The 18,093-nt window shown below is 32.7% G+C and carries 19 protein-coding genes; 8 read left to right on the forward strand and 11 right to left on the reverse strand.

All coding sequences use genetic code 11. The features are described from left to right. Window positions 1–53: 53 nt before the first annotated feature. The 3 genes from Q4487_RS09000 (at window position 54) to Q4487_RS09010 (ending at window position 3,643) form a co-directional block, all read left to right on the forward strand. Window positions 54–2,333, forward strand: a complete 2,280-nt coding sequence (locus Q4487_RS09000; protein WP_303539938.1) for a M28 family peptidase — start codon at window positions 54–56, stop codon at window positions 2,331–2,333. Next, entirely contained in the window at window positions 2,330–3,133 is an 804-nt protein-coding gene (locus tag Q4487_RS09005; RefSeq protein ID WP_303539936.1) for an NAD(P)H-binding protein, read from the forward strand. The genes Q4487_RS09000 and Q4487_RS09005 overlap by 4 nt, the downstream gene beginning before the upstream one ends. A gap of 129 nt (window positions 3,134–3,262) precedes the next feature. Next, window positions 3,263–3,643 (forward strand): hypothetical protein, encoded by a 381-nt coding sequence (locus Q4487_RS09010; protein ID WP_100894223.1) that lies wholly within the window; start codon window positions 3,263–3,265, stop codon window positions 3,641–3,643. 57 nt (window positions 3,644–3,700) lie between these two features. Here Q4487_RS09010 and Q4487_RS09015 read toward each other — a convergent pair whose 3' ends face one another. The 9 genes from Q4487_RS09015 to Q4487_RS09055 all read right to left on the reverse strand — a co-directional run bounded on the left by Q4487_RS09015 (window position 3,701) and on the right by Q4487_RS09055 (window position 11,461). After that, a complete protein-coding gene (locus Q4487_RS09015; RefSeq protein ID WP_100894224.1) occupies window positions 3,701–4,627 on the reverse strand; it encodes a DUF3078 domain-containing protein in 927 nt (308 codons plus the stop codon). Window positions 4,628–4,696: 69 nt separating this feature from the next. Beyond that, a complete protein-coding gene (locus Q4487_RS09020; protein WP_303539931.1) occupies window positions 4,697–5,209 on the reverse strand; it encodes a DUF2480 family protein in 513 nt (170 codons plus the stop codon). Between the two features lie 36 nt (window positions 5,210–5,245). After that, window positions 5,246–5,569, reverse strand: coding sequence for a DUF59 domain-containing protein (locus tag Q4487_RS09025; protein WP_303539929.1), 324 nt, complete (start codon window positions 5,567–5,569; stop codon window positions 5,246–5,248). Window positions 5,570–5,592: 23 nt separating this feature from the next. Continuing rightward, the gene (locus tag Q4487_RS09030; RefSeq protein ID WP_303539926.1) at window positions 5,593–6,015 is read right to left on the reverse strand and encodes a SufE family protein; all 423 of its coding nucleotides are present in this window, start codon (window positions 6,013–6,015) and stop codon (window positions 5,593–5,595) included. A 96-nt stretch (window positions 6,016–6,111) separates the two neighbouring features. Further along, window positions 6,112–7,338 carry an aminotransferase class V-fold PLP-dependent enzyme gene (locus Q4487_RS09035; RefSeq protein WP_303539924.1) on the reverse strand — a complete coding sequence of 409 codons (1,227 nt, stop codon included), beginning with the start codon at window positions 7,336–7,338 and terminating at the stop codon, window positions 6,112–6,114. Window positions 7,339–7,363: 25 nt separating this feature from the next. Continuing rightward, entirely contained in the window at window positions 7,364–8,680 is a 1,317-nt protein-coding gene (gene sufD, locus Q4487_RS09040) for a Fe-S cluster assembly protein SufD (protein ID WP_100894229.1), read from the reverse strand. 74 nt (window positions 8,681–8,754) lie between these two features. Further along, the gene (sufC, locus tag Q4487_RS09045) at window positions 8,755–9,507 is read right to left on the reverse strand and encodes a Fe-S cluster assembly ATPase SufC (protein WP_303539921.1); all 753 of its coding nucleotides are present in this window, start codon (window positions 9,505–9,507) and stop codon (window positions 8,755–8,757) included. A 100-nt stretch (window positions 9,508–9,607) separates the two neighbouring features. Then, on the reverse strand, window positions 9,608–11,053 hold the full coding sequence (gene sufB / locus Q4487_RS09050) for a Fe-S cluster assembly protein SufB (RefSeq protein ID WP_100894231.1): 1,446 nt from the start codon (window positions 11,051–11,053) through the stop codon (window positions 9,608–9,610). A 78-nt stretch (window positions 11,054–11,131) separates the two neighbouring features. Further along, on the reverse strand, window positions 11,132–11,461 hold the full coding sequence (locus tag Q4487_RS09055; protein WP_100894232.1) for an iron-sulfur cluster assembly accessory protein: 330 nt from the start codon (window positions 11,459–11,461) through the stop codon (window positions 11,132–11,134). Window positions 11,462–11,683: 222 nt separating this feature from the next. Between Q4487_RS09055 and thiL the strand changes: the two genes are divergently transcribed. Then, window positions 11,684–12,736, forward strand: a complete 1,053-nt coding sequence (gene thiL / locus Q4487_RS09060) for a thiamine-phosphate kinase (protein ID WP_100894233.1) — start codon at window positions 11,684–11,686, stop codon at window positions 12,734–12,736. Between the two features lie 2 nt (window positions 12,737–12,738). On the opposite strand, the gene Q4487_RS09065 is transcribed toward thiL, so the two are convergent. Next, window positions 12,739–12,993 (reverse strand): hypothetical protein, encoded by a 255-nt coding sequence (locus Q4487_RS09065; RefSeq protein WP_303539911.1) that lies wholly within the window; start codon window positions 12,991–12,993, stop codon window positions 12,739–12,741. Window positions 12,994–13,245: 252 nt separating this feature from the next. On the opposite strand from Q4487_RS09065, the gene brnQ reads away from it, so the two are divergent. The 4 genes from brnQ (at window position 13,246) to Q4487_RS09085 (ending at window position 17,607) form a co-directional block, all read left to right on the forward strand. Then, window positions 13,246–14,526 (forward strand): branched-chain amino acid transport system II carrier protein, encoded by a 1,281-nt coding sequence (gene brnQ, locus Q4487_RS09070; RefSeq protein ID WP_303539909.1) that lies wholly within the window; start codon window positions 13,246–13,248, stop codon window positions 14,524–14,526. 74 nt (window positions 14,527–14,600) lie between these two features. Continuing rightward, window positions 14,601–15,572: a lipopolysaccharide assembly protein LapB gene (locus Q4487_RS09075; protein WP_303539907.1), complete on the forward strand. Its 972-nt coding sequence runs from the start codon at window positions 14,601–14,603 to the stop codon at window positions 15,570–15,572. A gap of 3 nt (window positions 15,573–15,575) precedes the next feature. Continuing rightward, window positions 15,576–16,364 carry a DUF4292 domain-containing protein gene (locus Q4487_RS09080; RefSeq protein ID WP_303539904.1) on the forward strand — a complete coding sequence of 263 codons (789 nt, stop codon included), beginning with the start codon at window positions 15,576–15,578 and terminating at the stop codon, window positions 16,362–16,364. A 13-nt stretch (window positions 16,365–16,377) separates the two neighbouring features. Further along, window positions 16,378–17,607 (forward strand): murein hydrolase activator EnvC, encoded by a 1,230-nt coding sequence (locus Q4487_RS09085; RefSeq protein WP_303539901.1) that lies wholly within the window; start codon window positions 16,378–16,380, stop codon window positions 17,605–17,607. Window positions 17,608–17,658: 51 nt separating this feature from the next. Here the strand turns inward: Q4487_RS09085 and Q4487_RS09090 are convergent, their stop codons facing one another. Beyond that, entirely contained in the window at window positions 17,659–18,066 is a 408-nt protein-coding gene (locus Q4487_RS09090; RefSeq protein ID WP_303539900.1) for a hypothetical protein, read from the reverse strand. Between the last annotated feature and the right edge of the window lie 27 nt (window positions 18,067–18,093).

Below are 18,093 nucleotides of genomic sequence, written 5' to 3' on the forward strand. Positions count from 1 at the left end.
AAAGCATCAAATTTGTATAATTTTAAGGCATACAACCAGAAATACGCAACAAAATGAGCAGAATAGCAAGAATTTTAACTTTAATACTTTTACTACTAGCCATTTACTTTAGTTTTACAGCTATAATGCCAACCTATTCTGCTGATAAAGACTCGGCTCTCACAAATTTTTCTACAGACAGAGCATTAAAACACGTTGCAGAAATTGGCAAAGAACCACATGCAATTGGTTTTAAAGCACACGCAGATGTTAAAAATTATATTGTAGCAGAACTACAAAAATTAGGATTAAAAACCACCGTACAAGAAGGCTATACTGCTGGCGATTGGGGTAACTTATCTTATGCCAGCAATATTTTAGCAAAAATTAAAGGCAAAACAAGCAATAAGGCTTTGCTATTACTATCTCATTATGACAGTAACCCACATTCATCTCTTGGGGCTAGTGATGCAGGCAGTGGCGTTGCTACTATTTTAGAAAGTATACGTGCATACCTAGAGGAAAATAAAACACCTACAAACGATATTATAATTTTACTTTCTGATGGCGAAGAACTTGGCCTTAACGGAGCCGAACTGTTTGTAAATAAACATCCGTGGGCAAAAAACGTTGGTTTGGCATTAAACTTTGAGGCACGTGGTAGTGGTGGACCTAGCTATATGCTTATTGAGACCAACCAAGGTAATGGTAAACTTATTGAAGAATTCACTACTGCTAACCCAGAATATCCTGTGGCAAATTCTTTAGCTTATAGTATTTATAAAATGCTTCCTAATGATACAGATTTAACTGTTTTTAGAGAAGATGCAGATATACAGGGTTTCAATTTTGCTTTTATAGACGATCACTTTGACTATCATACCGAAAAAGATAATTATGAACGTTTAGATAAAAAGACTTTGGCACACCAAGGAAGCTATTTAATGCCGTTGTTACATCACTTTGCAGATACAGACTTATCAGCCTTAAAAACTAATGAAGATGCAATTTATTTTACCGTTCCTGTATTTAAAACAGTGTCTTACCCTTTTAGTTGGATATGGCCAATGTTTGCCATTGCTGTAGTCCTGTTTATTGTTATTACAGTACTTGGTTTAAAAAACAAAACACTAGATGCTAAAGAAATCATAGTTGGGTTTGCACCTTTACTTATTTCCATACTTATTACTGGGTTAGTGGGTTATTTTAGTTGGACTCTTTTAAAAGTTATGTATCCGCAATACAAAGATATTTTACACGGATTTACCTATAACGGGTACACATACATTGCTGCATTTACCCTATTAGCACTTGCTATTTGTTTTTATATTTACCATAAGTTTAAAAAACTTAAAACACCCAATTTAGTAGTTGCACCACTTTTTATTTGGCTGGTAATTTCTGGTTTAGCTGCAGTATATTTAAAAGGAGCTAGCTATACTATTGTACCTGTGTTTGCGCTATTGGTTTCTTTTACAATTGTTAGTAACCAAAAAAAGCCAAATCCATACCTATTGTTCTTTTTAACCCTACCCGTGATAACTATATTTACACCTTTTGTAAAAATGTTTCCTGTAGGACTAGGTTTAAACATGTTAGTTGCCAGCACAGTTTTAACAACACTTTTATTTGTTGCTATTACTCCAATATTTGGCTTTTACAAACATAAAAATAGATTGGCGTTACTATTATTTATACTAAGTTTAAGTGGTTTTGCAATGGCGCATTTTAATTCGGGTTTTACTAAAGACAACGCAAAACCAAGCAGTTTACTTTATGTTTTAGATGCAAACACCAACACTGCTAAATGGGCAACTTATGACAGTTATTTAACAAAATGGACTGCACAATATGTAGACGATACCAAAACAAGTCCAAAAGAGTTGGCCAACACAACAATTAGCAGTAAATACAACTCTAGCTTTAATTATGTTGCCAATGCTGCCATAAAAAAAGTAGCTGTACCAAAAATTGAAAAAACGCAAGACACGTTAATAAATAACAAAAGACATTTAAAAATTTGCATTACGCCACAACGCAATGTAAACCGTTTGGATATTTACAAAAACAATGTTGCATTAGAGCAAGCAATTGTAAACGGTGTAGCATTACCAAACTATTCTTTATTAGATAGCACTAGCAAATTTATGACGCATTATATTAGCAATAATAATTATACAGAAATTAGTCTAATTTTAGAACCTAACACTACTTTAGAACTTACTTTTTTTGAAGCTTCTAATGATTTGTTAACTAATGAACATTTTAGCATACCAGCAAGACCAGAAAATGAAATACCAATGCCTTTTGTTTTAAACGATGCTATACTAATTATAAAAACAGTGAAATTTTGAAAAATAAAATAGCAGTATTTGGCTGCGGATGGTTAGGCTTACCTTTAGCTACTACATTACAAAAGCAGGGATATACAATTAACGGTAGCACAACCTCTAAAGATAAATTGGCTCTCCTAGAGGAGCAGTCTATACACCCTTTTTTGGTTAATTTAAATGATGAAGATTTTACAACACAATTAGATTTGTTTTTAAGTGATGTAGAGGTGCTTGTTATTAATATTCCACCAAGAATGAAAACTGGCGATGCAAGTAACTACCTTAACAAGATGCAAATTGTGCACAAACAATGCAATATTGCAAACGTTAAAAAAGTAATTTTTGTAAGTAGCACATCGGTATACGGTAATTTAAATGGCGAAATAACCGAAAAAACAACCCCTAAACCTGCAACAAGCGCCGCAAAACAATTAGTTGCTATAGAACAGTTGTTTTTAAATGATAACAGCTTAAAAGCTACCATAATACGTTTTGGAGGTTTAATTGGTAATGGCAGACACCCAATTTATCATTTGGTAAAAAAAGACGAAGTAAGCAATGGCAATTATCCTATTAACCTAATAGATATTACAGACTGTACATCAATAATTAGTCTAATAATTGAAAAAAACTACTGGAACGAAATCTTTAATGCCGTATATCCTTTTTATCCTACAAAAGAAGAATATTATACTCAAATAGCTAACAATAAAAGACTTAAACCACCTGTATTTACTAGAAACAAGAGCGAAATTGGAAAGAAAGTAATTTCCCACAACCTTATTTCTGTTAAATTTTATGAATTTAACACATCAATATAAATAACTTTCACAACACTTTTTTAACGTTTCACAACAAAGCCATAGACCAAATGTTAATTACAGTCGTTGATTAACAGGTATTTGACGATTATTTGGTAATTTAGGAGTATCAATTAATCAAAAAATAGAATGAAAGATTCAGATATTAAATCGAAGATAGAGAACAACATCTATAGTTTAATTTCTTCTACTTGCTCACAAAGAATAGACGATCAATCTAGAGCATTACATATAGCAATTATTAAAAAACATTATAATGCTACAGATGTTACTATAGATTACTTTAGAAAAAGATTAGTGATGGATTTGGTTATAGACGATACTGTTTACAATCCCAACACTATAAATATGCACATACCTACTTTTAAAGCTAATTTTTACTATTTAGACTTACAAGATTTTTTAAAGTCGTGCATACAAAGAGATGATAGGAGTATTGCTTTTTACGCAAGCTTGTTACGGTCCTTAAATTTTTTGGACGAACATCATAAACTCCTAAAGAGTGCTTAAGTATAAAAACAAAAAAGACCGCAATTGCGGTCTTTTTTTATATTGTTACTTTAGGTATTAAAATGCGTAGTTTAAACCTAACATCCAAAAAGATTGTAATTTGTTATCTACATCATCAAAAGAAGTCGCTGTAGCTGGTGTTTGAGCTAAAGAGTAGTTTAAAGCTTCTTGCTTATTACTTCTTAATCCAAAATCAAAACCAACACCAATCATTTTCCAAAGCGTGTACCCAAAAGAGTTTGTCCAAGTTACGTTAGACAAATCTGAGCTCTTGTAGCTTTGAAACATAGATAAGTTAGACTTAAAGTTTACTGCACCAATTTTTTTAGTATAATCTGCAACTATTTTAGCACCTAAAGATGACTCAAAAACAGCATCGTTATCTGCAAATACAAAGTTGTAGTTTAATGGGTGTATAACTACTACTAAATCTTGTATTGGAGTCCAAGTAGCACCAACACCTAAATCTAAATAACCAGGATTATTAAAGTTATTTAAAATTGTAGTTCTGTATTCTGCTAAACCAGAAATTGCAAATTTCTCTGATAATTTACGCCCGTACAAAGATGTTAATGTAAATACATCTGTAGTTCCTTCAAACTTATCACTATCAGCTGGGTTATCTTTATTATCTAACTTTACCCAAGCAAGGTTTACGTTAGCAGAGTTTCTCCAGAAAAATTTATCTTGTTTTAGGTTAGCAAAAGCATTTACTGTAAAACCTATGTTACCAGAGTTGTTGTTTGGTGTTCCTTGCGCATACCAGTTGTCAAAACTAGAGATAGTACCACCAATAGTACCAAAAGCTCCTATTTTCCAACCTGGCATAGCATCTAACTTAGCTTGTATAGCTCCAATTCTTGCTTGTATAGCCGCTACAGAATCTTTTTTTACAGCTTGTTCTGCTTTTAACTCTTCTTCTGTTTGCGCAAAAGATACAGTTGCAACAAATAATAGCGCAGCTGTTAAAATAATTTTCTTCATTTTATAGTTTATTTTATGGTTTAATGAATGGCAAATGTAAGCATAGTTCTTTAAAATAAAAACCAACTTCTATTTTCTCTTGTACAACGGTACAGAAGAACAAGCCTCACCGTACATAATGCTTTTTGCAAAAGATTGCATTTTAGCAGTAGCCCATAAGTATGCATTTGGTGGCACAGGTTTATTGCTACACCCTTTTATAATTACTGGTTTATCTTTATAAACAGAAAAATCTAATTCTGATATAATAGATTGATAAACAGAAGAGTACAGCTGCTCCAAATTTCCCTGAACAATGTATTTTGCATGCGGTTGCAAGTGAGCAGTAACCAACATATATGCCCAACCTGGAACTATGGCATCTGTAGAGCAATATACAGCTACATAAGCGTTGTTGTATTGCTCCCAATTATGATTTGCTATGTGCTCCCTGAAGTCTTTTTCTTTTAAAATAAAGCCCTCAAAAAGCCAATTTTTTATATCTAAAAGCACTTTTTCTCCTTTTGGAAAGTAGTCTTCCAAGTCAAAAGTAACCAGTTTAGAACTAGCTACTCTATTAATTATTTCGTTGGATTGTGCCATAAACTATAATTTAAAACTACTTAAAACCAGTACTAATTATAAAAGGCCAAGCTCTAACTTAGCTTCTTCACTCATTAATTCTTGTGTCCAAGGCGGATCAAAAGTAATCTCTACTTCTGCACCTTTAACAAGATCTAAAGACTTCACTTTTTCTTCAATCTCTACAGGTAAAGATTCTGCAACAGGACAGTTAGGAGACGTTAATGTCATTAATATTTTAACATCGTTATCTTCATTTACAAAAACATCGTAAATTAAACCTAACTCATATATATCTACAGGAATTTCTGGATCATAAATAGTTTTTAAAACCTTTACAATTTCCTCTCCTAAATTGTGTGTATCTAATGCTTCACTCATAACTTGTATAACTATACTTATTGTTATTTTAATTGTGTTTGGTATGCAATGGCGTACATTTTTATTTGCTTTATCATACTTACCAAACCATTTGCTCTAGTAGGAGACAAATGTTCTTTTAAACCAATTTCATCTATAAAACTGGTGTCTGCGTCTAAAATATCTTTTGGGTGCTGACCACTATAAACTCTAATTAAAATAGCTATAATTCCTTTGGTAATAATAGCGTCACTATCTGCTGTAAATGTAAGAGTATCACCTTCTAAATCTGCGTGCACCCATACCTTACTCTGGCAACCTTTTATAATATTATCATCAGTTTTATACTGCTCATCTATTAAAGGTAACGACTTTCCAAGATCTATCATGTACTCGTAGCGCTGCATCCAATCATCAAACATAGAAAACTCGTCTACTATTTCTTCTTGTATTTCTTTAATTGTCATAGTTACTTTTTAATCTTCACAAAAACCGAAGAATTTATTTAAAACAAAAATACGATAACAAAGGTGCTTATCAAATTAGCGTGTAGTAATTAATTTTTATTGTAGCATTGCTACAGCTCTTTTTACACCTGCAACTAGGGCATCTACCTCTGCTGTAGTATTGTAAAAGCTAAAACTAGCTCTTACGGTACCAGGAATGCCGTAAAAATCCATAATAGGTTGTGCACAATGATGACCTGTACGTACTGCAATACCTAATTTGTCTAAAATAGAACCAATATCATAAGGGTGTATACTACCTACGTTAAAAGATATAACCGATGTTTTATTAGCTGCTGTACCGTAAATTTTAAGTCCGTCTACAGTTAATAATTGCGCTGTTGCATATTCTAGCAGCTCATGCTCGTAACCTGCAATGGCGTCAAAACCAATTGTATTCATATAATCTAGTGCAGCACCAAAAGCTATACCACCGCAAATGTTAGGCGTACCAGCCTCAAACTTATGTGGTAAATCTGCATAGGTTGTTTTATCAAAAGTAACCTCAGCAATCATTTCTCCACCACCTTGGTAAGGCGGCAATTTATTTAACCACTCCTCTTTACCATATAGCATACCTGCACCAGTTGGACCACACATTTTATGAGCAGAAACTACGTAGAAATCTACATCTAACTCCTGTACATCTGCTTTTATATGCGGTGCAGCCTGTGCGCCATCTATTAAAACTGCTGCACCCACTTTGTGTGCAGCATTTATAATTTCCTTTATTGGATTAACCGTACCTAAAGCATTAGAAACGTGATTACAAAAAACAAGCTTTGTTTTGTTAGACAATAACTCGTAATAAGCATCTAGCTCCAACTCTCCATTTAGGTTCATTGGTATTACTTTTAAAACCGCACCAGTACGCTCACACAACATTTGCCAAGGCACAATATTAGAGTGGTGTTCTAATGCAGAAACAATAACCTCATCTCCTTTTTTTAAGAGTGATGAAAAACCGTTTGCTACAAGGTTAATACCGTGTGTTGTACCAGCAGTAAAAATTACTTCATGCGCAAATTTAGCATTAAAATGATGCTGAATTGTTGCTCTTGCCTGCTCGTATTTATCTGTAGCTTCTTGAGAAAGTGTGTGTACACCTCTGTGAATATTTGCATTGTAACCACTGTAATAGTCTACAATAACATCTAACACCTGTTTTGGTGTCTGCGATGTTGCTGCATTGTCTAAATACACTAAAGGTTGCCCATTTACAGTTCTACTTAAAATAGGAAAGTCTTTACGTATTGTTTGAATATCTAGGGTTGTTTTCTGCATAATTTTTAAGCTAACAGATTTATTTTTACAAATCGAATCCTAAATTAACACCTAATTTATTAGCTATTAATTTATTAATTCTAACTTTTAATTCTGGTATACGTACACTTTCTAAAACGTTGTTTGCAAAGGCATACATTAGTAATGCTCTTGCTTCTTTTTTAGGTATACCTCTAGATTGTAAGTAAAATAAAGCTTCTTCATCTAACTGACCAATAGTACAACCGTGAGAACATTTTACATCATCTGCAAAAATCTCTAATTGTGGTTTTGTGTTAATAGTAGCTTTATCACTTATTAATATGTTGTTGTTTTGCTGAAAAGCATTTGTTTTCTGAGCAATTTTATCAACTATAATTTTACCGTTAAATACACCTGTAGCGCTATCTGCGTATATACCTTTATAATCTTGGTGACTTTCACAGTTTGGCTCTATGTGGTGCACTAGTGTATGGTGATCTACGTGTTGTTTATCTCCAATAATAGTAATTCCCTTCATGGTAGAATCTATACGCTCACCATTTTGATAAAAATTAAGGTTGTTACGCAATAACTTACCACCAAAAGAGAATGTATGTATTTTTACGTGACTACCATCTTTTTGGTCTATATATGTATTGTCTACCAAAGAAGCAGAATCTACATCATTCTGAACTTTGTAATAATCTACAATTGCATTTTTAGCTGCAAAGATTTCAGTAACACAGTTTGTTAATACCGCATTGCTAGTTAAACTCTGGTGACGCTCTATAATTTGCATTTCAGAATTTTCTTCAGCAATAATTAAGTTACGTGGTTGTAACATTAAAGCGGCATCATTACCTGTAGAAAAGTGTATAATTTCTATTGGCTTTTTAGGCACTTTATTTTTAGGTATGTAAATATATGCACCTTCTCTACTAAACGCAGTATTTAATGTAGTTAAAGACTCGTCTTTAGAAGCTACTTTGTTAAAGTAAACATCTATAACAGCTTTGTACATTGGCTTAGTTAAAGCAGAGCTCATTAAACAAATATCTACACCATCATGGGTAGTTTCAGATAAGTTAGAGCTAAACACACCATCTATAAATACTATTTTGTAAGTATCTATTTGGTGAATAAAGTACTTTTTAACATCCTTATATTCTAAAGAACTTTCTTTTTTAGGAAAGATGCTAAAGTCTATTTTTTGTAAGCTGTTTAATGAAGTGTATTTCCAAGCTTCCTCTTTTTTTGAAGGAAAACCTTTAGTTTCAAAATTTTTAATAGCCTCTGTACGTACATCATGCACAGGGTTGTGCACGTCTACGTTGTTCTCGAACGCTAAAAATGAAGAAACTAATTTATCTTTTAAATCCATATTCTTTAATATTGAGTAGTAAGTAATAAATAATGTAAGCGTTACATTATCCTAAAAATTAACTTAATACTTTTTTAAACTGCCGCTTCTTGCTTAATCCAATCGTATCCTTTCTCCTCTAGCTCTAAAGCAAGCTCTTTAGTTCCAGATTTTACAATTTTACCATTATAAAGTACGTGTACATAATCTGGCACTATATAATCTAACAAACGTTGGTAGTGTGTAATAACAACAATAGCGTTGTCTTTGCTCTTTAGTTTGTTTACACCGTTAGCTACAATACGTAAAGCATCAATATCTAAACCAGAATCTGTTTCATCTAAAATAGCTAGTTTAGGCTCTAACATTGCCATTTGAAAAATCTCGTTACGCTTTTTTTCACCACCAGAAAAACCTTCGTTTAAAGAACGAGATAAGAACTTACGGTCTATCTCTAACAACTCAGACTTATCTCTAATAAGCTTAAGCATATCTTTGGCAGGCATATCCTCTAGACCTTTAGCTTTACGAGACTCGTTAATAGCTGTTTTCATAAAGTTAGTTACAGAAACACCAGGAATTTCTACAGGATACTGAAATGATAAGAAAACACCATTATGAGCTCTTTCTTCAGGAGAAAGGTCTTCAATATTTTCTTCATTTAAAAAGATGTCTCCTGCAGTAACCTCGTAAGTTTCATTACCAGCTATAACAGAAGCCAATGTACTTTTACCAGAACCGTTTGGTCCCATAATAGCATGTACCTCACCAGCACCAACCTCTAAATTAATTCCTCTTAGTATTTCTTTGCCATCAACATTGGCGTGTAAATCTTTAATTTTAAGCATTTTATCGCTACTTTAATGTTCTTTATTTTTCTTTTCTTTTTTAGGGCGATTTTTTTATCAATCTAAAAACACCCAGCGTTTCTTTATTAGAGAAACAAGTTTATCCTACAGAGCCTTCTAAACTAATTTCTAGTAATTTTTGAGCTTCTACAGCAAATTCCATTGGCAACTTATTTAGTACTTCTTTACTAAATCCGTTTACAATTAATGCAATTGCTTTTTCTGTATCTATACCACGTTGGTTACAGTAAAAAATTTGGTCTTCACCAATTTTACTTGTTGTAGCCTCATGCTCTATCATTGCAGATTTGTTTTTAGCCTCTATGTATGGGAACGTATGTGCACCACACTCATTACCCATTAAAAGAGAATCGCACTGAGAAAAGTTACGTGCATTGTCTGCACGGCTACTAACTTGTACTAAACCACGGTAGCTATTTTGAGATTTACCTGCAGATATACCTTTAGAAATAATAGTACTTCTAGTGTTTTTACCTAAGTGAATCATTTTTGTACCTGTATCTGCTTGCTGGTAGTTGTTTGTTACAGCAATAGAATAAAATTCTCCAATAGAATTATCTCCTTTTAAAATACAAGAAGGATATTTCCATGTTACTGCAGAACCAGTTTCTACTTGTGTCCAAGATACTTTTGCGTTTTTCTCACATAAAGCTCTTTTAGTTACAAAATTATAAACACCACCTTTACCCTCTTTGTTCCCAGGGAACCAGTTTTGTACGGTAGAGTATTTAATTTCTGCATCATCCATTGCAATTAACTCTACAACGGCTGCGTGTAATTGGTTTTCATCTCTAGATGGTGCAGTACAACCCTCTAAGTAACTTACATAACTACCTTCATCTGCAACAACCAAAGTACGCTCAAACTGACCTGTACCTGCTTGGTTAATTCTAAAATAAGTAGATAGCTCCATTGGGCAACGTACACCTTTAGGAATGTAACAGAAAGACCCATCTGTAAAAACAGCTGAGTTTAGTGCAGCATAAAAATTATCTGTAGTTGGCACTACAGTACCCATATACTTACGCACCAATTCTGGATGTTCTTGTATAGCTTCAGAAATTGGCATAAAAATAATACCTTTTTCTGCTAATGTTTTTTGAAAAGTAGTAGCAACAGAAACAGAATCTACAACAATATCTACAGCAACATTTTGCAGTTTCTTTTGTTCGTCTACAGAAATACCTAATTTCTTGTACATTTCTAACAACTCTGGATCTACATCCTCTAGCGTTTTGTTAGGATCTGCCTTTTTAGGAGCAGAGTAATAGCTAATAGCCTGAAAATCTGGTTTCTCATAATGAACATTTGCCCAATCTGGTTCTTCCATTTTCTCCCAAACACGATACGCTTCAATTCGCCAGTCTGTCATCCATTGTGGCTCATTTTTCTTTTTAGAAATAGCTATCACAATTTCTTCACTTAATCCTATAGGAAAAGTATCAGATTCTATGTCTGTATAAAAACCGTATTCGTATTCTTTGGTTTCTAGCTCTTTCTTTAACTCTTCTTCTGTATATGCCATTTTCTTCAATTTACCAATGGTGTAATTTTGCTAAAGCAACTTTACCTCATTGTTTCATTTTTTCTATTTTCAGTTTCGTTATAGCGAAAAACTTTCACCACAACCACATGTTCTTTGTGCATTTGGGTTATTAAACACAAAACCTTTTCCGTTTAATCCTCCAGAATACTCCAAAGTAGTTCCTACTAGATATAAAAAACTTTTTTTATCTACTACAATTCGTACTGCGTTATCTTCAAAAACTTTATCTGTTTCTCCGGTAGTTTTATCAAAATCTAACTCGTAAGATAAACCACTGCATCCACCGCTTTTTACGCCAACACGTACAAAATCTTTTTCAGCATCAAAGCCACCTTCGGTCATTAAATCTACGACCCTCTTCTTTGCTGTTTCTGAGACTTTTATCATACTAATCTTAATTTAAATTAGACCTCCACTCAAATTTTATTTGGTTTAGTTCTAAACAATTTACAAATATAGTGTATAAGTAGGGTTTTACCATACTTCCTAACATTATTATAACGAATGATAATATAAGATTTCTCTATTTACTATAAAAGTTAAAGTATATTAAGATTCTTTTATGTGTAAAAAACACATTTTGTACAATATCCTTATTATTTTTGCAGCATGTTAGACGATAAAAATCCAAAGAGAACATCTCTTGAAGAATTAGGCGAGTTTGGTTTAATTAATCACCTTACTAAGGACTTTGCCATAAAGCAAAAATCTACCCTAAAAGGTATTGGTGATGATGCTGCTGTTTTAGACCTTGAAGATAAAAAAATGGTAGTTTCTACAGATTTATTGGTAGAAGGCGTACATTTTGATCTTAGCTACGTACCCCTAAAACACTTGGGCTACAAGGCGGTTATGGTAAACTTATCAGACATATATGCAATGAATGCTACCGCTACACAAATTACAGTTTCTATTGCTGTATCTAACAGGTTTCCGTTAGAGGCATTAGAGGAGTTATACAGTGGTATTGCATTAGCTGCAAAAACGTACAATGTAGATTTAATTGGTGGCGACACTACCTCATCTACTAAAGGAATGCTTATTAGTGTTACCGCAATTGGACAAGCTAATGAAGAAAACTTAGTATACAGAAACGGAGCAAAACCAAACGATTTACTTGTTGTTACAGGAGATTTAGGTGCTGCATATATGGGGTTACAGGTTTTAGAACGCGAAAAAGAGGTTTTTAAAGTAAACCCAAACAGCAACCCAGACCTATCTATGTATACATATATTGTAGAAAGACAATTAAAACCAGAGGCTCGTAAAGATATTGTTCCTTTACTAGATGCCTTAGGTGTTAAACCAACGTCTATGATAGATATTAGCGATGGTTTATCTTCAGAAATTTTACATTTATGCGACCAAAGTAATGTTGGTTGTAATTTGTACGAAGACAAAATACCGTTAGACCCAACTGTAATTAGCTCTTGTGAAGAGTTTAAAGTAAACAGTACAACTGTTGCATTAGGCGGTGGCGAAGATTATGAGTTATTGTTTACTATAGACCAAAAAGAATTCCCAAAAATAAAAGGTAACCCTAACTTAACTGTCGTAGGGCATATGACAGATAAGAATGAAGGAGTTCACTTAATTTCTAGGAATAATACTAAAATTCCGATTACCGCACAGGGCTGGAATTCACTTACTGAAGAACAATAACACTAAGCCGCGTGCTGCGGTGCGTGTTGGTGTTTTTTTCTGTATACTTTTTGTAATGTATTGTTAATGTCTTCTAACTCTGGGGTTAGCTCAGACAAATTACCGGTTACGTCTGTAGTTACTTGTTTTTTGCAATGTATGCACTCGTACTCATTTATATGAGATGTTACTTTTTTTGTTACCGTATAATAATGACCAAAAATTCCGCAACATAACGCGTTAAATACTGAGCCAAGAGTGGCTAAAACTTTTTTCATAGCTTGTAGGATTTAAACAATGTTTGGTGGGGACCAGGCACTGTAATTATTTTTTAAAATTTGATGAAAAACAACTTTTATTTGTCATCAGTTTTTATTTAACGTTGACTTGTTAAAAATATTGAGTCTCTGTAAATTTATTTTACCAAAAACCATTTTTTTCGATGAAATGCTTAAAAATTTATGAACAATTAGCCGTTTGACGGTAATTTATAATATCCTATCTTTCCATCATAATACAACATATACCCAATGAATAATACCAAAGAAACTCTAGTATCTGCCTTTGCATTGTTTTCGCTCTTTTTTGGTGCAGGAAATTTAATATTACCACCGTTTATCGGTTTTAATGCTGGCGATTGGTGGTGGCTTATGGCAATAGGCTTTTGTTTGTCTGCTATTTTAATTCCTATTTTAGGCATTTTTGCACACGCAAAATTACAAGGCACTATTTTTGACTTTGGCAAAAAAGTATCTACCTCCTTTGGTTTAATTTACTCTTTACTAATTTATGCCATTGCAGTTGCACTACCCTCTCCCAGAACAGCATCTGTTACCCATGAAATTGGCATTGCTCCTTTTTTTGATATACCATCTATATACACCAGTATTGTATATTTTGGTTTGGTACTGGTTTTTGCATTAAACAGATCTAAAATTTTAAATATACTGGGTAAATTTTTAACTCCCGCTATACTGTTAATACTACTAGCTATTATTGGCATTAGTATATTTTCTTTTGATTTTAATTTTGGAGCATCAACCATAAGCAATCCTTTTACGGATGGTATTTTAGAAGGCTACCAAACTTTTGATGCTATTGCAGCTGTTGTAGTTGGGGGTGTTTTAATTATATCAATTAACATAAAAAATAAAGATATTTCTTATACAGACCGCAAAGCTCTAATTAGAAATGCAGGTATTTTTGCTGGCGTAGGTCTATTATTTGTTTATGGAGGCTTAATTTTAACTGGCGCTCTAATGCACGGTAATTTTGAAACTGGTATTAACCGTACAGATTTGCTTAATGGAATTAGTAGAACTCTTTTAGGTAATGAAGGAAATAAATTTTTAAGTATTTTGGTAAGTTTAGCGTGTTTTACAACAGCTATTGGTATAGTTACAGGTACAGCAGATTTTATAAAAGACAGGTTTAACAACTCTAACAAAGCCTATACAATTACAGCCATTATTAGTTGTTTGTTGGGTATAGCTATGGGGCAATTTAATGTAGACCATATAATTGTGGTTGCCATACCTGCTTTAATGTTTATTTACCCTATTACAATAATTTTAATAGTGCTTAATGTGCTACCAGATAAATATACAGAACCTAAGGTCTTTAGAGCAGTTGTATTTACTACTATTTTATTTAGTGTACCAGACTTTTTAAACAGTATTGGCATTACAAGTGTTGCTAATTTTACAGCTGCATACCTACCATTAAGTAAATATAGCCTTGCCTGGGTTTTACCAGCTGTTATTGCATTAATTGTTGGAAATTTAACTCACAAAAAAACCACAACGGTATAATTTTTGAATTTTATTAAATATTGATAGACATCTGGTTACCATACCATTTGTTTTTTTAATAATTTTACAAACGTATGAAGAGTATTTGCAACTATTTTTTAAGAACTACCACCTTACTTACTTTTTTAGTGGTAAGTTTTAGCTATGCACAAGAAATAGAAAACAGTGCAGATGTTTTTTTAGAAGACTACTCAGACAATTTTCAGGAAGCTTTTTTTGAAGGATTAAAGCAAAAAGGAATAGAAAATTATGACCGTGCCGTTAATAGCTTTTTAACCTGCCAAAAATTAGAACCTAAAAATGCCGCTGTAGCTAATGAACTAGCCAAGGCATACATACAAGGCAAACAATATAGCTTAGCACAAGAACAGGCAGAGTTGGCTCTTAAAGTAAACCCAGACAACATGTGGTATTTACAGAGCTTGTATACCTCTTTAAAAAAGCAATATAAAAACCTAAGCCACTTAAAAGAAATAGTGCCTTATGAAAACGAAAAATTAAAAGAGAATTTAGCACACATTTTATATTTAGAGCGTAATTACAACGAGGCAAAAAATGTACTTATCGAGGTAAAAGATAGTCCGTTTAAAACTGATTTAAGTACAAAGGTGCAAGCTGCAATAGACCAAAGAGGAGCTAGTAGCAGTAGTTTTACTTTTACAAGCACCACAACAACCAACAACACAACAAAAAACACTACTACTAAGCAAACAACTAACAGCAATAGTAACTCTGCTTTTAATTATAAAAGCAGGCTAAAATTTACCTTAAAGCAAAAAAACTTTGTTTTTTTAGAAACAACGGCAAAAGAAGCCTTAGAAGCTTACCCTTCACAACCTTACTTTTACTATGCTTTAGGAGCAGCATATAATGGCAGAAAAAAACACAGAGCAGCTATAGAAACTTTAAAAACAGGTTTAGACTATGTGTTAGATGATATTAGACTTGCAGATGATTTTTACAGAGAAATTGCAGCAGCATATACAGCAATGGGTAATCCTGCTAAAGCAAATATGTACTTAATTAAAGTAAAATTTAAAAAATAAAAAATGATTAAAAATCTTCAAATAACACCAAAATTAGGACTTGTATTTGTTATTGCGGTGTTTTTTGTATCGTGTAAATCTAAAAAAGTTATTGCAGATGGTACATCAACCTTAAAAAAACTAAACACAAAAACTTTAGTAAAAAACCATTATGCAAATGCGCTAGACTTTAAAACGTTACGCGGAAGGTTAAAAATAGATTATACAGACGGTAAAGATGAGCAAGGCTACACGGTTAGTTTTAGAATGGAAAAAGACAAAGCCATTTGGATTAGCGCTACGCTTGGTGTAGTAAAAGCATATATTACACCTACTAGAGTTAGTTTTTACAACAGGTTACAAAACGAATATTTTGATGGTGATTTTACGTATTTAAGTAATTTGCTAGGTACAGAATTAGATTATGAAAAAGTGCAAAATTTGCTTTTAGGACAAGCACTTTTTGATTTACGAAAAGATAAATACAACACTACCGAATTAAACAACCAATACCAGCTAACCCCTAAAAAGGCAAACCAGCTTTTTAAAACACTTTTACAAATAGAACCTACAAATTATAAAGTTGCTGGTATGCAATTAACCCAGCCAGAAAAAAATAGAGTTTTAGATGTACAATACAAAAACTACCAAGTTGTAGATAAAAAATTGGTACCTAATATTATAGATATTTACGTAAAAGATAAAAACAAGACAGATATTATTGCTTTAACTTTTAAGAATATAGAACTAAACAAAAAGTTTAATTTTCCGTACAAAATACCAAATGGTTTTAAAAAAATTGTTTTAGAATAATTAAAATTACACAATGCGCCAATTTAAGTTAGTTACGTTATTTTTAGTACTACTCTCTACCAGTTTTTTGCTTGCACAAACAAACGAGCAAAAAGCGTTAGAAAAAAAACGTGCGCAATTACAAAAAGATATTAGAGCTATAAACCGACTTTTATTTGCTGAAACAAAGGAAAAAGGCAATGTACTAGACCAAATGGAAAGTTTAGAACAAAAAATAAACGCCCAACAGCAATTGGTTAGGATAACCAACCAACAAAGTAACTTGTTAAACCGACAAATAAATGCCAATGTGCGTAATATTGGTACACTTAAAAAGGATTTATTGACCTTAAAGGACGATTATGCCCAGATGATACAAAAATCATATGAGAACAAATCTCAGCAAAATAGACTACTATTTTTGCTGTCTTCAGAAAACTTTTTACAAGCCTACAAACGTCTTCAATATATAAAACAATATACCAATTACAGACAAGAACAAGGCATAGCTATTGTTGCTAAAACCGATACACTTAAGTTAAAAAACCAAGCTTTAATAGACCAACGTAAATTAAAAGAACAATTATTAAAAGAAAACGTTGCCACTAAAAGAGAACTAGAGAAAGAAAAAAAGGCAAAAGACATACTTTTAAGCACTATAAAAAAGAACGAAAGCAAATATACAGCTAGCATTAACAAGAAAAAATCTGAAGCTCGTAAAATAGACCAGCAGATTGAAAAATTAATACGTTCTGCCATAGTAGCTACCAATAAAAAAACTACAGGCAAAACCACAACAAAAACAAGCAGCACTAAGTTTGTTTTAACTCCAGAAGCAAAAATTGTTACCAATAACTTTACAGCCAACAAAGGCAAGCTAATTTGGCCTGTTTCAAAAGGATTTAAAAGTAAAGGCTTTGGAGTGTATAAAGATGCGGTTTACCCAGGAATTAAACACCAAAATAATGGTGTAATTATAGCTACAGACAAGGGCTCTAAGGCTCGTTCTATTTTTGAAGGTGAAGTTATAGCTGTACTTGCTGTACCTGGTGGAAATAAGGGCGTACAAATAAAACACGGTAATTACATAACCACTTACTACAACCTGTCTAACACCTATGTAAAAAAAGGAGACAAGGTTACTGCAAAACAAGAAATAGGAGAAGTTGCTACTAATAAGTTTAGCGGACAAACATTACTTAAATTCTACCTATACAAAAACGTTAGTAAGTTAAACCCAGAAGAATGGATTTACCAGCTGTAAAGTATAGATTTTATTTAGTTGTATTGATTAAAAAAAAGTTTGATTTACACATCACTTTATAATTTTAATATCCCAAGGACTGTACGTTAATTTGCTCATATACTCTTGTTTGTGCACAATTAACATTTTATCTACTCCGTTTTCTTTTATAGGAAGATACCCAAACTCATAACAAAAAAAATAGGCTCCCGTTTTAAACGGATACATATGCGTAAACAAGTCTAAGCGATAACCTAATTTTAGCAATACCTCTTTTTTAACTGTACTTTTTCCGCTTGGGCAAAAATGCGCTAGTAGGCTTCGGTTTTTTCTTAACGCACTATTTATCTTTTGTATACTTATTTCATGTAACGGTCTGTTTGTATTGTGGTACGTACTTCTGCATTCTGTATCACAAAATTTTTTATCGGACCTACCCACAAGCTCTTTATTACAGGATAAACAAAATTTCATTTTCATAAAAAGTATTATTAGACGTTTATACAC

It is taken from the genome of Cellulophaga sp. 3_MG-2023 (assembly GCF_030546975.1).
Classification (GTDB): Bacteria; Bacteroidota; Bacteroidia; order Flavobacteriales; family Flavobacteriaceae; genus Cellulophaga.

Excerpts from the sequence above, each read along its gene's own strand:
- Q4487_RS09055 (WP_100894232.1), bottom strand. The coding sequence starts at position 11,461 with ATGATAAAAGTCTCAGAAACAGCAAAGAAGAGGGTCGTAGATTTAATG.
- Q4487_RS09020 (WP_303539931.1), bottom strand. The coding sequence starts at position 5,209 with ATGGCACAATCCAACGAAATAATTAATAGAGTAGCTAGTTCTAAACTG.
- Q4487_RS09025 (WP_303539929.1), bottom strand. The coding sequence starts at position 5,569 with ATGAGTGAAGCATTAGATACACACAATTTAGGAGAGGAAATTGTAAAG.
- Q4487_RS09035 (WP_303539924.1), bottom strand. The coding sequence starts at position 7,338 with ATGCAGAAAACAACCCTAGATATTCAAACAATACGTAAAGACTTTCCT.
- Q4487_RS09090 (WP_303539900.1), bottom strand. The coding sequence starts at position 18,066 with ATGAAAATGAAATTTTGTTTATCCTGTAATAAAGAGCTTGTGGGTAGG.
- sufC (WP_303539921.1), bottom strand. The coding sequence starts at position 9,507 with ATGCTTAAAATTAAAGATTTACACGCCAATGTTGATGGCAAAGAAATA.
- brnQ (WP_303539909.1), top strand. The coding sequence starts at position 13,246 with ATGAATAATACCAAAGAAACTCTAGTATCTGCCTTTGCATTGTTTTCG.
- Q4487_RS09080 (WP_303539904.1), top strand. The coding sequence starts at position 15,576 with ATGATTAAAAATCTTCAAATAACACCAAAATTAGGACTTGTATTTGTT.
- Q4487_RS09010 (WP_100894223.1), top strand. The coding sequence starts at position 3,263 with ATGAAAGATTCAGATATTAAATCGAAGATAGAGAACAACATCTATAGT.
- Q4487_RS09000 (WP_303539938.1), top strand. The coding sequence starts at position 54 with ATGAGCAGAATAGCAAGAATTTTAACTTTAATACTTTTACTACTAGCC.
- thiL (WP_100894233.1), top strand. The coding sequence starts at position 11,684 with ATGTTAGACGATAAAAATCCAAAGAGAACATCTCTTGAAGAATTAGGC.
- sufB (WP_100894231.1), bottom strand. The coding sequence starts at position 11,053 with ATGGCATATACAGAAGAAGAGTTAAAGAAAGAGCTAGAAACCAAAGAA.
- Q4487_RS09085 (WP_303539901.1), top strand. The coding sequence starts at position 16,378 with ATGCGCCAATTTAAGTTAGTTACGTTATTTTTAGTACTACTCTCTACC.
- Q4487_RS09075 (WP_303539907.1), top strand. The coding sequence starts at position 14,601 with ATGAAGAGTATTTGCAACTATTTTTTAAGAACTACCACCTTACTTACT.
- sufD (WP_100894229.1), bottom strand. The coding sequence starts at position 8,680 with ATGGATTTAAAAGATAAATTAGTTTCTTCATTTTTAGCGTTCGAGAAC.
- Q4487_RS09015 (WP_100894224.1), bottom strand. The coding sequence starts at position 4,627 with ATGAAGAAAATTATTTTAACAGCTGCGCTATTATTTGTTGCAACTGTA.
- Q4487_RS09030 (WP_303539926.1), bottom strand. The coding sequence starts at position 6,015 with ATGACAATTAAAGAAATACAAGAAGAAATAGTAGACGAGTTTTCTATG.
- Q4487_RS09065 (WP_303539911.1), bottom strand. The coding sequence starts at position 12,993 with ATGAAAAAAGTTTTAGCCACTCTTGGCTCAGTATTTAACGCGTTATGT.